We start from the raw sequence: 14,374 nt of genomic DNA on the forward strand, positions 1-14,374 counted from the left end.
TTATGCAATGTAATATCAATGATATTATAAAAATACTACCACATTCTTATCCTTTTCTCTTAGTAGATAGGGTTATAGAATGCGATCCTGGTATGAGTATAAAAGCAATTAAAAACGTGACTTTCAACGAGCAATTTTTTATTGGTCATTTTCCTGACCATCCGATAATGCCAGGAGTTTTGATAATTGAGTCTTTAGCTCAGGCATCTGCTATATGTGTTCTCGGTAAAAAAACAGTAGAAAATAAAGTTGTATACTTTATGTCCATTGAAAACGCAAAATTCAGAAAGCCAGTCACTCCAGGAGATACCTTAATTCTTCAATCTAACTTTGAAGGTTTGCGTTTAGGTGTATACAAATTTAAGTGTGTTGCATCTGTTGGAAAAGAAGAGGTTGCAGGAGCAACAATCTTAGCAAAACTGCAAGATAAATAAAATCTTCATCTATAAGAAACAGTATGTACACTGTATAGTATAAAGATGCAACTGAATTTCAAAATCTCATTTTCAAACTTATACACTCGTAGTGAATTAATAAAGTTAGATAAGGCGTTTTTGGATTACATAAAATCGTGCGATGAAAGCTTGTTTTATTCATTAGTTGAAGCAAGAGAAAAAGCAGCTTCTTCTTCGATGTCATCCCAGTGTTCATCCCAGTGCTTGACACTGGGATCCAGAAAACAAGAAGGATGGATTCCAGCTTGGATGAAAGATGGTTGTAATAGCCAGTTAATAATGGATCTCTCACATTTACTTGATGAATTTATTGCAAAATTTTTCAATATTGAAAAAGAAGTAGAAGAGTTAAAGGAAAAACACAATGACTTTGCTGTAATATACAGATGCAAAAGATTATTTGTTCAGCGTTATGCATTGAAGAAATACACTGATGTAGCAAATATTGATTATGTCACTAACAAATTAAATAGTTTCATTACTTTACCGACAACAGAAAAAAACTTTTCTGAGCAGGTAATGAGTTGGCTTGAAAATAAAGAGGATCACAAAGAAGAAATAGAACTTGCGGCTCAATATGCAGTTTGGAGAGTGAAAAATAAACAGAGTATACTATTTAGCATACATAAGAAAATTGATTACGAAAATCTCGTATCATTCTTGAAAAAAGAAGTAGACGAGGTTGAGGTTCTGTATTCAAATGAGGTGAAAAGAAGATATGGTTTTGATCTAACAAGCAAAAAGGTGAGTTTGAATAAAGCACTAGATAATGCTCACTACTGCATATTTTGTCATAAGCAAAGTAAGGACAACTGCTCAAAGGGGCTAATCAATGATGACAACACTTTCAAAAAGTCTCCACTTAGAGTTGAGCTGCACGGCTGCCCACTAGAGCAGAAAATATCAGAAATGAATCTGGTAAAAAGCGAAGGATACAGCATAGCAAGTCTTGCAATTGTGATGATAGATAACCCATTATGTGCGGCTACTGGACACAGAATATGCAATGACTGCATGAATTCGTGCATATATCAAAAACAAGAACCCGTAAATGTGCCAGCAATTGAAACAAGGATTCTAGATGATGTGCTTAGTTTACCGTATGGATTTGAAATATATTCTCTGCTTAGCCGCTGGAATCCTTTAAATTTTCAGCGTCCATTGCCAAAAGGAAACACTGGAAAAAACGTCCTAGTTGTAGGCCTTGGTCCTGCGGGTTTTAATTTAGCTCATCATTTATTAAACGATGGGCATAACGTTATCGCCATTGATGGACTAAAGATTGAACCTTTGATCGATAATTTACAGCTAATTAAAGATTTTGAACACGAAAAATTGAGTGAACGCACGGCAGATGGGTTTGGTGGAGTGTCAGAATACGGCATTACTTCTAGGTGGGATAAAAATTACTTAAAGATTATTAGATTACTGCTGGAAAGACGTGAGAATTTTGCACTTTATGGAGGCATTCGTTTTGGCAGTACGATAACTGTTGATGACGCATTTAACTTGGGTTTTGATCACATTGCCTTGGCACTTGGCTCTGGTAAGCCACGAATGATCAAAATAAAAAACATACTAGCCCGTGGAGTGCGCATGGCATCTGACTTTCTTATGTCGTTACAACTGACTGGCGCTCTTAAATTTGATTCTATAGCAAATCTGCAAGTTCGTATGCCGATAGTTGTCATAGGTGCAGGACTCACTGCAATTGATACTGCTACTGAAGTTTTAGCTTACTATCCGATTCAAGTAGAAAAATTTCTTCTTCGTTATGAAATATTGGTTGATAAGTATGGAAAGAAATATGTCGAAAAAGATTGGAAAGAAGAGGAATATGAACTTGCAAATGAGCTGATATCGCATGCACAATTGATCCGAAAAGAGCAAGAATCAGCAAAAAAAGAGAATAGAGAAGCAAAAATATTGGAACTAATGCAAAGTCTAGGGGGAGTGAAAATTGTATATAGAAAAGAGCTAAAAGATTCACCAAGTTATCGATTAAATAGCGAAGAGGTGCAAAATGCACTATCAGAAGGGATTTACTTTATTGAAAACTTAGAGCCGATTGAAGTTGTAACAGATAAATATAACCACGCTGAATCAATAAAACTAATAGACACAAAATCTGATGAAATCAAGCATATAAAAGCACGTTCTATTTTTATAGCAGCAGGTACTAAGCCAAATACAGTTATTGCAACAGAAGATAAAAAGCATTTTAAATTAAGTAACGGATATTTTACTCATTTGAATTCATCGGGAAAAGAAATAGATCCTATCTTTTCTCCTAAGATGCGAGATAAAGATAGAATATTAGTATATAAGGAAGGCAATAAAACAATTAGCTTTTTTGGTGATCTTCATCCCTCGTATAGCGGCAGTGTAGTCAAAGCTATGGCAAGCGCTAAGAATGGTTACCCTATCATTTCTCAGCTTTTGAATAGAGTTAATAGCTTCATTTATATCATTCCGGCTAGAATCTCGGAGTCATATGCACAATTGTATGAATGTTGTAATATAAGAGTAACTTTCACCAAAAAAGATGTCATTCCAGTGCCCAAACACTGGAATCCAGAAAACTTAATTTTGAATGAGTACACCAGATGGTTATATAGTCAGAACTGGATTCCAGTGTCAGCTATTTGCACGACACCACCTGCTATGCGAATTACCTACAAATTGCAGCATTTGCACGCTAAAGCGTCACGCGCTGGAATAATATCAGAACACCTAACTAACAAAGAATTTTTCAAAAAAATCAAAGAGCAATTCACTGCAAAGGTTATAAAAGTTCAATATTTAACAGACAAAGTTGTGGAAATAGTGATCAAAGCACCACTTGCGGCAAAGAATTTTAAACCTGGACAATTCTTTAGGTTGCAAAATTTTGAAACCAATAGCAGAAAAACTCACCTCACTATGGAAGGTATAGCAGTAACCGGCACTGAAGTAGACAAAAAAAAAGGATTTATTTCTACTATTGTGCTTGAAACTGGCGGTTCCACTAATTTATGTAAATGTTTTAAAAAAGGTGAACAAATAATTCTTATGGGTCCAACTGGCAGTCCTACTGAGATTGGTTAAACCTATTTTGTACTAATTATACCATAATGTATATTATTTATTAATAAATCTATACTATAATAATGATTTTTATTAAGGTAGTATTATGACACATAAGTTAAGATTCACACTTCCAAAAGAAAGCTACTCTATAGATATAGGACCATGTTCTGCAAAAAGTAGAAAGTGTAAGGAGTTTATAGCAAAAAACGAAGACGTAGGTATGAAATTTCTTATTTCTACTAAAGATGATACTGGCAAAACAGGAAAAATGTCCCTTTGTAAAGATAATAACGGTCAAGATGAGTGTACAAAATCCTACACAGTTCAATCTCCAGTAATTTATAATGATCTTTTTAATGATAGCTTTAAATACGTAAGTGTTCTTTTGGATCATGATAAAGGACATTTCACTAGGATGCGCAATGAATTCGATAAATATGATATTGATTACACAGTTATGGATGACGGTAAAACACAGAATATGCTGTCAGAGGATTTTATGATCTAATTTTCATTATACAGCTACTAAAGAGCTTTCTTGATTCCAGTGTCCGCTACTCGAATGCCGTCATTACAGTACTTGATACAGGGATCTATAGCTAAAACAATTTAAGATTCCGCTACGTGTTAGTGGAATCTATGCTGAGACACCGCGGCGGTATCTAAAAAAAGCGTTAAAGACTAGATTAGCAAAGAATTCTTTAATAGAATCAAATATTGCGAAGAGCATAAAAGTCGAATGAGTGCATTGAAAACTGGCAGCTCCATTAGATTTATGCAGATACTTAAAACAAAGAAAGTAAATCACTCTCAACTATCAGACTTACTGAAGTTCTGGATATTGAATTGATGCCAAATTTTATTTCAAAAAGTAAATAATTTACTAACGCTCGTGCACAAATTAAAAATAAATTATGCACGAGTGTAGCACTGTGAATTAGGAGTGCTATATTAAAGCTTACCTCACTATTAAAGCTATCGGTCAGATTAGATTAAAAACCTAATCTGACCGGTTTCTCTATAACCTTCTAAACCCTGATATAATTATATGGTAATTAGCTTAACTAGTGGTTAATATGCAAATTGATTTTATTTGTATGTTGAGGTAGCATAAACCATACTGTTTTACATCATTGTGCAACTTTATAAATTTTTATTGCTATTTCTGTTGACTACATTAATAGTGATAGTCCTAATATTACCTGAAAATTTAGGTACTACACTGAATTGCTCTCATCCAGTTCTAAATTTTGATTTATCTTTTCGTATCGTACTAATATCTTTTTTATCAGTTGCATTTTTAGCTGTTCTACCAACACAAAATTTGACTTTTTCAGAGATGCTATCTTTTTTTGCTTATACTACCTGCTCACTCTGTGCAATTTTATCCAAGCAGATAATGTTGGTTATAATATTCTTTGAATTAATGACCATCAGTGCATTTTTTATTATCGCAGCTAGCTGTAGAGATAGTGGATCTGCAATAAGGTACGCTTGTGTACACTTTTTGGTTGGAGTTATATTGACAGCAGGATTGGCACTTCAAAGCACTAACCTGATAATTTTGGGTTTATTGATAAACTGCGCTTGTTTTCCTTTTTCGTTTTGGGTTGTTGATGCATATCCTGCTGCATCACTACATGGCACTACATATCTCTCTTTATTTACCACTAAAGTCTCTTTTTTAGTGATGCTTTTACACACTTACACCCTATGGCAAGATTGTACTGAAATATTAGCACTTGTAGGCGCCATCACTGTAATTTACAGCATTATATTTGCTTCTCTTGAGCAAAATATTCGTAGATTTCTATGCTATAATGTTGTAGGACAAATGGGCTTGCTGATTATTGCAGGAGGTTTACTCAGCCCTTCGGAAAAGGCAATACCAATTTTGATGCTACACATAATTTTCTCTCTTGTTTATCAATCATTATTGTTTGTGGTTAGCAATGCGATTATTTCGCGGACAAAAACAATTAGTTTTAATGGAGTGGGTAAATTGATGTCAGTCGAAGGCATGTGTGCTATAATTGCGATATTCACAGTGGCTGCATTTCCTGGAACCGTTGGATTTATTAGCAAATCATACATTACAGCCGAGATTGAAGCAAGTGGTGCTAATTTAGAAGTGTATAAAAATTTATACAAGATTCTAAATTTACTGCTTTATTTAAGCGTGGGGCTCAAGTTTTTCTATTACATATTTATCGCTAAAAGCAAGTCCAAACCTTCAGAAGGGAAAGAAGGTAGAATAACAATGATTATTTTAGCATTCATATGTATAATTGCTGGCAACCCTTACTTGCCTATTTACAATAACCCTTCGATTTTCGATTTTGTGTACAACACAAAAAATATTTTGTCGCAATTTAATTTGTTATTATGTACCACTTTATTGTTTATTCCTTTACGCAAGTTATTTTACCCAAGAATAAATTTTAAAATGGATATTGATTGGATTTTTAGAGCTTTCGTACCCTATATTGTCTTGCTGTTCAATCAATTGGTCTTTAAAGTGAGAGAAATGTCTGCCAACGTACTGCAAAACTTGACTAATTCACTTACTAATTTATACTTTAATAATATTACTAAACTTAAAGAAGTGCTAAGTTATAACTCAGTAAGTTTTGTTTCAGCTTCTTCTCTCTTTTTAATGAGTATTCTACTAATGCTATTATGTTTAAATCGTTAACTGAAAGTTTAAATTCTGTATTTAGTAAACTGAGAGGAAAGTCGATCATTTCTGAAGATGATTTTAATCTTGCCATGCGTGAAATACGTATAGCTTTAATTGAAGCTGACGTTTCACTTGAAGTTGCAAAAAAATTCATCAACGACATTAAAGATAAAGTGATTGGGGAAAAAGTCATAAAAAGTGTTTCTCCAGCACAAATGATAATTAAAATTGTGCAGGATAATTTAGTTGCAGTTCTCGGATCAGAGAAAAGTGACTTAAATCTAGCAGTTAAACCCCCTGCTGTGATTATGATGGTGGGCTTACAAGGTGCAGGTAAAACAACTACCTCAGGAAAGCTTGCTTTAAAGCTAAAAAAGCAAAAGAAAAAAGTGATGCTTGCCTCTTTAGACATTTATAGGCCGGCTGCCCAGAAACAACTTGAGGTGCTGGGTAAACAGATAGACGTACAAACTTTATCTATAGTAATAAATGAGGAGCCTATTGCAATTACAAAAAGGGCACTGGCAGCAGCAAAGAACGATAATTATGATGTATTAATACTAGACACCGCAGGCAGGCTTCATATTGACAATAATATGATGAATGAGTTGAAAGCCGTAAAGGAAATAGCTTCACCTGCAGAAGTTATTTTAGTAGCCGACGCAATGATAGGCCAGGATGCGGTCAACATTGCCAAATCATTCAATGAGGTAATAGGTGTAACCGGCATTATTCTCACCCGTGTTGATGGTGATGCACGTGGTGGTGCTGCTCTTTCTATGAAAATGATCACCGATTGTCCAATTAAATTTATTGCTTGTGGTGAAAAATTAAGTGACCTCGATGATTTTTATCCCGATAGAATTGCAAAAAGGATACTTAGCATGGGTGATGTTGTATCATTGGTTGAAAAAGCTGCTGAGATTGTTGGTCAGGAAGAAATTGATAAGTTACAAAAGAAAGTAAAAAAGGGTAAATTCGACCTAAACGACCTAGTGGGAATGTTAAAAACTCTGAGTAAAATGGATGGCATTAGCAACATAATGAAATTCATCCCTAGTTCATTCATAAAAAAGCTAAGTAGCAGTGTGCCAGACGACAATAAAGTGAAAAAATATATAGCCATCATAAACTCAATGACCGAAAAAGAAAGGCAAAATCCAGATATTTTAAATGGCAAAAGAAGACTTAGAATTTCTAAGGGGTCCGGAACAAGTGTAACTGACGTTAATCTTCTAATTAAGCAGTATAATCAAATGAGCTCTATGGTGAATAAATTCAGTAAAGTTGATCATAATAAACTCAAAGAATCTGATTTAATGGATATGCTGAGCAGAAAATAAATCAGCAGGTAGTAGAATGAAATAAAATCATCAGTTGTAACTGCTGTTGAGTAGTGAAGTAACAAATTCAATAAATTTCCGCAGTTGGAATTGGCATAATAATAAAAATTGATATAAGTTACTTTAGCTATATTTAATGCGTTGTTTTATAGCTAACACACCATACCACCGTGGCACTACACTAGTAACAGAACGACAATTGTCAGTAGCTCAAGTTAGGCTAGATATGGCATTCACAATATCGTTTGTAAACCTATAGCTATATATAATGAATGAATTTTTTTATATATTCGTTATTAGTATTTTGTATTTCTTGGACAGTTCCGTGGTAGATAATATTCCCTTCGTATAATACTGCTATTTTATCAGCTATTTTAAATGCACTATGAATATCATGTGTAATCGTGATAATTGTAGGGTTAAAGTCTTTAGATAATTTTATTATTATCTCGTTTACCATATCTGACATAATTGGGTCCAATCCTGAAGTTGGCTCATCCAATACAATAATTTCTGGATTGTGCGCAATCGCCCTTGCAAGTGCTACTCTTTTTTTCATTCCGCCTGATAGCTCGATTGGAAACATATCTGCTATGCTTTCCTCCAGTCCAACATCATTTAACTTCTCGATTGCTAGCTGTTTTGCCTCCTTTTCGCTGATATTAAAGCGCTTTTTATAATTAAAAGATATATTTTCCCACACTGTAACGTAGTCAAATAAAGCAGAATTTTGAAATAAGACTCCAAATTTATTTTTGCTTTCACTATTTATTTTAATAGACCCTGAGTCTGGTTTTAGCAATCCAATGATTATTTTTGTTAATACAGATTTACCACTTCCTGAGCCGCCAAGTATGACTAATGATTCCCCCTTCGATATATTAAAACTTATGTTGTTTAATATCGTTCTATCATCAAAAGACAAGCTTAGGTTCAATATTGATATTATGGGGCTATACATGTATCAAAGTAATCAAGTAGTTTGCTAAAATGATCAATATGGACGAAAAAACAACAGTTGATGTTGTAGCAACACCTACTCCTCGTGCACCTTCTCTACAATGGTAACCGTAATAACAACTTGAAACAGAAATTATAGCCCCAAAAGCAGTCGCTTTCATTAGCCCAACAACAAAATCGCTTATATTAAAGAATTGAGCTGTATATTTTATGTATATATTTAAATTGTGGTTAAATTCAAAGACTGCGGTGACATACCCTCCAAATATTCCTATTAGATCTGCACATACTGTAAGTATTGGAAATACTATAACTGACGCTAGAATTCTTGGTGCAATTAAATATTTGAAAGGATTGATGTCCAAAGTTGTAAGTGCATCTATTTGTTCAGTGATGCGCATCGTGCCAATTTCTGCTGCAATTGAGGACCCAACCTTTCCTACCATTATTAAGCTAATCAAAACTGGCCCTAACTCTTTAATGATAGTGATCGTAACAAGCTTAGGTACTACTTGTTCTTGATTAATCAATAGACCACTTAAGCTACTTTGTAAAACTATCACCGCTCCTATAAAAACTCCAGTGAGCCCAACAATTGGTAAAGAGAAAAAGCCTATCTCTATAATTTGTTTTGCTACATTGCTAAAATAATACGGTGGCACAAAGCAGTGGTATAGAGATTGAATAAAAAACACAAATGCGTTACCAAGCCTCAACAGAAAGTTGATAAAGCACCTACCGATTATTCTAACACTGTTTACATCAAAGGAACTCACTTTGCATTTATCTTAGCTAAAAATTAGTTTTACTGATTTTATTAAAATTTTTATTAACTCTATCGCAGAGTATAGTCAAGATATATCTTAAGTTCAATATACTTTGATCAAAATGCTTGAGTTTAAGTTTATAAGACTGAATTGTATAAGAAAACCTTACTTATTTCGCTATTTACTTCTTGTAAAAAACATGCTACTAATAAATTGTGTTATATAATTGAATTGGAGTAAGTTTTGGCAGTTCCGAAGAGAAAAAAGTCAAAGTCAAGGCGTAATATGCATCGTTCTCATCATACTATTAAGCCTAAGAATATTGTGGTATGTGCAACAACTGGAGAATTCATGTTGCCTCACAACATAGCAGTTGACAATAGTTACAAAGGAAAACGTGTTTTCATTAAACAAAAGGCGGAGTAACTCATGATATGTTACCCACGGTCAACAACAACATAGTTATCGCACTTGATGCTATGGGAGGGGATTTTGCACCTCTTTCCGTAATTCAGGGTGCTAGTTTTTTCTTGGATAATCTTGTTGATCCAGGTGTTGAAGTTTTTTTTCATATTTATGGAGATCAGAAAGAAATATCTCCTTTGCTTTCAAAATACAAAAAAGTAATCGATAACTCCGAATTTACCCATTGCTCTGATAATGTTCTTCCAAATGATAAACCCTCTTTTGCACTGAAACATCGCAAAGATTCAAGTATGAAGGCAGCTGTTGAAGCAGTGAAAAAAGGTAAAGCTTTTGGAATGGTGTCTTCAGGCAACACTGGAGCATTGATGGCTATCTCCAGATTTATTTTAGGAACATTACCCAATATCTATCGTCCTGCTATTGCATCTGTCTGTCCAACTAAGACAAAAAGCTTTGCATTGCTTGATCTTGGTGCAAATGTTGACTGTAATACTGACTCATTATTTCAATTTGCATTAATGGGGAGTATATTTGCAAAAATAGCATTAAAAGTTGAAAATCCTGAAGTCGCTTTGCTAAACATTGGTACAGAAGAAGTGAAAGGTACTGACTCAGTAAGAGGAGCTTTTGAGTTACTCAAAAATGCTCCAAGTATTAACTTCAAAGGATATATAGAGGCAAGTGAATTTTTAGATGGTAATATAGACGTAATTGTTGCTGATGGTTTTGTTGGTAATGTAATGCTCAAGACAGCTGAGGCAACTGCTGGTACTTTTATCAGTCTAATAAAACAGGAAGTATTTAATTCATGGATGACAAAAATGCTTGTCGGCATATTGTTGAAACCCAAGCTAAATAAAGCATTAGAGCGTTTTAATCCTAAAATTAGAAGTGGAGCTATGTTTTTAGGGCTAAATGGTATCATTATAAAGAGCCACGGAAATTCTGATGCTATTTCTTTTGCTCACGCTATAAAATTTGCAGTAAATGCAATCAGTGAAAATTTAAACCAGAAGATAATTAACGGGGTAAGTCATATTGAATAAAAGTTTCATATTGAGCACTGGTTCTTACCTACCAAAAAAAATTTTGAGTAATAACGAAATTGCATCGATAGTTGAAACAAACGATGAATGGATAAGGCAAAGAACAGGAATAGTTCAAAGACATATAGCAGATGAAGGAGAACTAACGTCAGATTTAGCTGTTAATGCAGCGAAAAATGCTATAGAAAAAGCGAAAATTTCAATAGATGAAATTGGTTTGATCATAGTTGCAACAACAACACCTGACAAAACTTTTCCTAGCTGTGCAACGATTATACAAAGTAAATTAAAGTGTAAAAACGCATTTGCTTTTGATGTACAGGCAGCATGCTCTGGTTTTATATATGCAGTTACAGTTGCTGATTCACTTATAAAGTCTAACGATAGAATTAAATACGCGCTTGTTATTGGTGCTGAAATAATGTCTAGGATTGTTGATTGGGAAGATAGGTCAACTTGTGTACTCTTTGGTGATGGTGCTGGTGCAGTGATAATGAAATCAGAAATGAGTAGCAGTAGCATTATATCAACAAACTTACACTCTGATGGCAATGTGGACTTATTATGTACAAACGGAGGAATATCCTCTACTCGTGATTCTGGAAAGATACTTATGAATGGAAGAGAAGTGTTTAAACATGCAGTAGAGAAATTAACAGCCTCAGTAGAGGAAACTCTAAAATGCAATAGTTTGAAGATTACTGATATTGACTGGTTAATTCCCCATCAAGCAAACATTCGCATTATTGAAGCAGTAGTAAAGAAATTAGATTTTCCTATAGAAAAAGTAATTAATACAGTTGATAAGCATGCAAACACCTCAGCAGCGTCAATTCCACTAGCCTTAGACTATGCAGTACAAGAATCAAAAATAAAGTCAGGAAATCTGATATTGCTGATTTCAATAGGTGCAGGTTTAGCCTGGGGTTCTGTGTTACTGCGCTATTAGACTTCCTATTACCCACGCTTCTTTTTTCTCAATTTTATCGTTACATGCTGTACTGACAAAGTTTTGAGATATTATCACAAACATTATATTCACAAGAAATACTTGACTTCACGTGTACTAAGAAGCATTTTATATATGATGTGTGCCCGTAGCTCAGTTGGATAGAGCAACAGCCTTCTAAGCTGTGGGTCGTAGGTTCGAATCCTACCGGGCACATTCTTCTATCAATGCTTTCTATAAATTTTCAAGTATTCTGGTACCACATTTTCAATTGCTAGTGGTCTAATTTTCATTGTTTCGAGATCATCTGACTTTTCGATTGAACTACTCATCATAACTTTCACCTGATCTCGAGTAAGTATAGGGCTTGCATCTCCAGTTATAGGTTTTAACAGCACAGAAATAACTTTACTTTCTAAGAAAAAGGCTATCAATCTTGCCATTGGAAAAGGTACATTGATCAGTAGACACTTTCTGTTAGTCACATTCAGAATAAACTTTAATAAGCTTTTAAAAGAGTAAACTTTTGATCCACCTATATTATAAATTTTTTTATCTTGCTTATTAAAGCTGATAATACGGTATACCACTTCAGCTAAGTTTGTTACACATATCGGCTGAAACTTCGTTATTCCACTACCGATCAACGGCAAAAAAGGAAGAATTGTTGCTAATCTTGCAAATTTATTAAAGAAATTATCTTCTTTACCAAATACAAGACTGGGCTTAATTATCATTGCTCCTTGAAACGCCGAAGCTACAGCTTTCTCACCTTTCAATTTACTTTGGGCATATTTTGATAACTTATCATTTTCTATTCCCATGGCAGAAAAATGTATCATCATGGATACATTTTTTATTTGCGCAGCTTTTGCTATTCTTTCAGCTATTCCAACATGAACTGTATAGAAATCGTATTTTCTTTTTTCATATAATATTCCTACTAAGTTTATAACAACATCACACCCCTCCATACTTTCTAAAATTGATTTTTCATTAAAAAAATCTCCTTCAAGTATTGATATTTGCCCTAAGTTGCCACATAACTTTAGACAAGCAGCTTTTTCCTGATCACGAGTAAATATTCTTATTAAATACCCCGCCGCTGCCAAGCGTCTTACGATGTGTTTTCCTATAAATCCCGTTCCACCAAAAATAACTATACGTTTTATCACAGTTAAAACTTCCAATAACTTAACTTAACTTTAAATTAATACAATAGTTTTATTTAATATTCTATTGTGAATTCCTGCACTATAAGGTCCATTCTCATTCCATGAGAACCTTTAACTAAAATTACATCATTACCTTGAACAATATTAGCTAAATTACTTTTCAATTGGTTAGAATCATCGAAATGCATGCCTTTTATATTCTCCGGTAAAAGTTTATTCAATTCTAACATAAATTTACCAACTGTATGAACTTTATTCACATTTTGTTCTACTATAGAGTCAAGCAATTCTGTATGAAATACTATGCTTTCATTACCAAGTTCTAACATATCGCCGAGTAGTGCCACTTTTCTTAAATTAGAATATGTACCTAAAGTTCTTATTGCAGCCTTCATTGAAGTAGGGTTAGCATTATAGGAGTCGTTAATCAAATGTACTAATTTTCCATTGTATTTAGCTTGATGAACATTACCTCTACCTTCTGTTACAGTAAAATTCTCAAGTGCTAGTGGTAATTTCGATAAATCAAGTCCTAGACTTTGCACAACTGCTGTCACAACTAATGCAGAGTATGTAAAATGCTCACCCCGCAAACGTAAATTACAGTTTATAATTTGACCGTTGTGCGGTTTAATTTTTAAATTTATACCGCTATCGTTTCTTATTAGGTCTAACAAACGAACAGTAGCACTTTCATTCTTACCAAAGCTCACTACATTTCTGTCAGCATTTGATAAAAGATAATCATAATGTTTATTATCCTTGTTCAAAACCAAAGTACCATTATTTTTCATACCACATAGGACTTCTAACTTCGCTTGCGCAATATCAAGTAGAGATGAAAAATTTTCAACATGCGCAGGTTCGATGTTGGTAATAACTGCAATATCCGGATTGCTAATCTTCGATAGCTCTTTTATCTCACCAGCTCTATTCATTCCCATTTCAAGGATTAAGTACTGGCAGTTTTTTGGGACTTTTAGAATAGTAAAAGGTAATCCTATATTATTATTCAAGTTATCTTTGTTTGCATAAGACCCTCCATATTGCGATAGAACAGTGTGCAGCATGTCCTTTGTAGTCGTTTTCCCGACACTACCTGTAATTGTAATAACTTTAGCATTAACAAGAACATTTCTAATGTAATATGATGCCATATTATGCAAAGCTTTTAGAGTATCTTGCACAATAATTAGAGGAAAATTTCTATATTTATCTTCGCTTACTACCGCAGCAACAGCTCCTTTTAAAAATGCTTCATGTAGAAAATCATGCCCATCAAATTTCTTTCCCTTGAGAGCAATAAATAAATCACCTTTTTTTATGCTTCTTGTATCCGTTGAAATATTTGAGCTATATACCGAATTACAAACACCCTCCCCTCTTCCGCCAGTAGCATCGATAATATTATTTGCGTTCCATTTTAACATAATTTATCTTTAAAGGTAATTTGAACAAGAAAAGCAGCAAAAATACTACATACTTTGGTAATGTACAAATAATG

General features: G+C 33.9%; 12 protein-coding genes and 1 tRNA gene. 9 read left to right on the plus strand and 4 right to left on the minus strand.

Annotated elements, in window-relative coordinates; all coding sequences use genetic code 11:
- Positions 1-2: 2 nt before the first annotated feature.
- From fabZ to ffh, 5 genes are all read left to right on the plus strand, one after another.
- Positions 3-434 (plus strand): 3-hydroxyacyl-ACP dehydratase FabZ, encoded by a 432-nt coding sequence (gene fabZ, locus ACQH21_RS07765; protein ID WP_425384192.1) that lies wholly within the window; start codon positions 3-5, stop codon positions 432-434.
- A 45-nt stretch (positions 435-479) separates the two neighbouring features.
- Positions 480-3,542 (plus strand): WPE palindromic element domain-containing protein, encoded by a 3,063-nt coding sequence (locus ACQH21_RS07770; protein WP_425384193.1) that lies wholly within the window; start codon positions 480-482, stop codon positions 3,540-3,542.
- An 85-nt stretch (positions 3,543-3,627) separates the two neighbouring features.
- Complete coding sequence (locus ACQH21_RS07775) at positions 3,628-4,032, plus strand: hypothetical protein (protein WP_264377622.1); 405 nt, start codon at positions 3,628-3,630, stop codon at positions 4,030-4,032.
- A 627-nt stretch (positions 4,033-4,659) separates the two neighbouring features.
- Positions 4,660-6,219, plus strand: a complete 1,560-nt coding sequence (locus ACQH21_RS07780; protein WP_052264998.1) for a proton-conducting transporter membrane subunit — start codon at positions 4,660-4,662, stop codon at positions 6,217-6,219.
- Positions 6,204-7,547, plus strand: a complete 1,344-nt coding sequence (gene ffh / locus ACQH21_RS07785; RefSeq protein ID WP_425384194.1) for a signal recognition particle protein — start codon at positions 6,204-6,206, stop codon at positions 7,545-7,547. Before ACQH21_RS07780 ends, ffh begins: the two co-directional genes overlap by 16 nt.
- Before the next feature lie 259 nt (positions 7,548-7,806).
- On the opposite strand, the gene ACQH21_RS07790 is transcribed toward ffh, so the two are convergent.
- A complete protein-coding gene (locus ACQH21_RS07790) occupies positions 7,807-8,508 on the minus strand; it encodes an ABC transporter ATP-binding protein (protein ID WP_010405332.1) in 702 nt (233 codons plus the stop codon).
- Positions 8,501-9,283 (minus strand): MlaE family ABC transporter permease, encoded by a 783-nt coding sequence (locus ACQH21_RS07795; protein ID WP_425384195.1) that lies wholly within the window; start codon positions 9,281-9,283, stop codon positions 8,501-8,503. The genes ACQH21_RS07790 and ACQH21_RS07795 overlap by 8 nt, the downstream gene beginning before the upstream one ends.
- A gap of 234 nt (positions 9,284-9,517) precedes the next feature.
- Between ACQH21_RS07795 and rpmF the strand changes: the two genes are divergently transcribed.
- From rpmF to ACQH21_RS07815, 4 genes are all read left to right on the plus strand, one after another.
- The gene (rpmF, locus tag ACQH21_RS07800) at positions 9,518-9,700 is read left to right on the plus strand and encodes a 50S ribosomal protein L32 (protein ID WP_029237672.1); all 183 of its coding nucleotides are present in this window, start codon (positions 9,518-9,520) and stop codon (positions 9,698-9,700) included.
- Positions 9,701-9,708: 8 nt separating this feature from the next.
- Positions 9,709-10,746, plus strand: a complete 1,038-nt coding sequence (plsX, locus tag ACQH21_RS07805) for a phosphate acyltransferase PlsX (RefSeq protein ID WP_010405337.1) — start codon at positions 9,709-9,711, stop codon at positions 10,744-10,746.
- Entirely contained in the window at positions 10,739-11,695 is a 957-nt protein-coding gene (locus tag ACQH21_RS07810; protein ID WP_264377619.1) for a beta-ketoacyl-ACP synthase III, read from the plus strand. The genes plsX and ACQH21_RS07810 overlap by 8 nt, the downstream gene beginning before the upstream one ends.
- A gap of 142 nt (positions 11,696-11,837) precedes the next feature.
- A tRNA-Arg gene (locus ACQH21_RS07815) sits at positions 11,838-11,911 on the plus strand.
- Positions 11,912-11,919: 8 nt separating this feature from the next.
- Here the strand turns inward: ACQH21_RS07815 and ACQH21_RS07820 are convergent.
- Together ACQH21_RS07820 and ACQH21_RS07825 are read right to left on the minus strand one after the other, a co-directional pair.
- Positions 11,920-12,870 (minus strand): complex I NDUFA9 subunit family protein, encoded by a 951-nt coding sequence (locus tag ACQH21_RS07820; protein ID WP_425384196.1) that lies wholly within the window; start codon positions 12,868-12,870, stop codon positions 11,920-11,922.
- Between the two features lie 53 nt (positions 12,871-12,923).
- Positions 12,924-14,300 carry a UDP-N-acetylmuramoyl-tripeptide--D-alanyl-D-alanine ligase gene (locus tag ACQH21_RS07825; protein ID WP_425384197.1) on the minus strand — a complete coding sequence of 459 codons (1,377 nt, stop codon included), beginning with the start codon at positions 14,298-14,300 and terminating at the stop codon, positions 12,924-12,926.
- Positions 14,301-14,374: the final 74 nt, after the last annotated feature.

Origin of the sequence: Wolbachia endosymbiont (group B) of Eupithecia inturbata, assembly GCF_964030915.1 — a bacterium.
Lineage (GTDB): Bacteria > Pseudomonadota > Alphaproteobacteria > Rickettsiales > Anaplasmataceae > Wolbachia.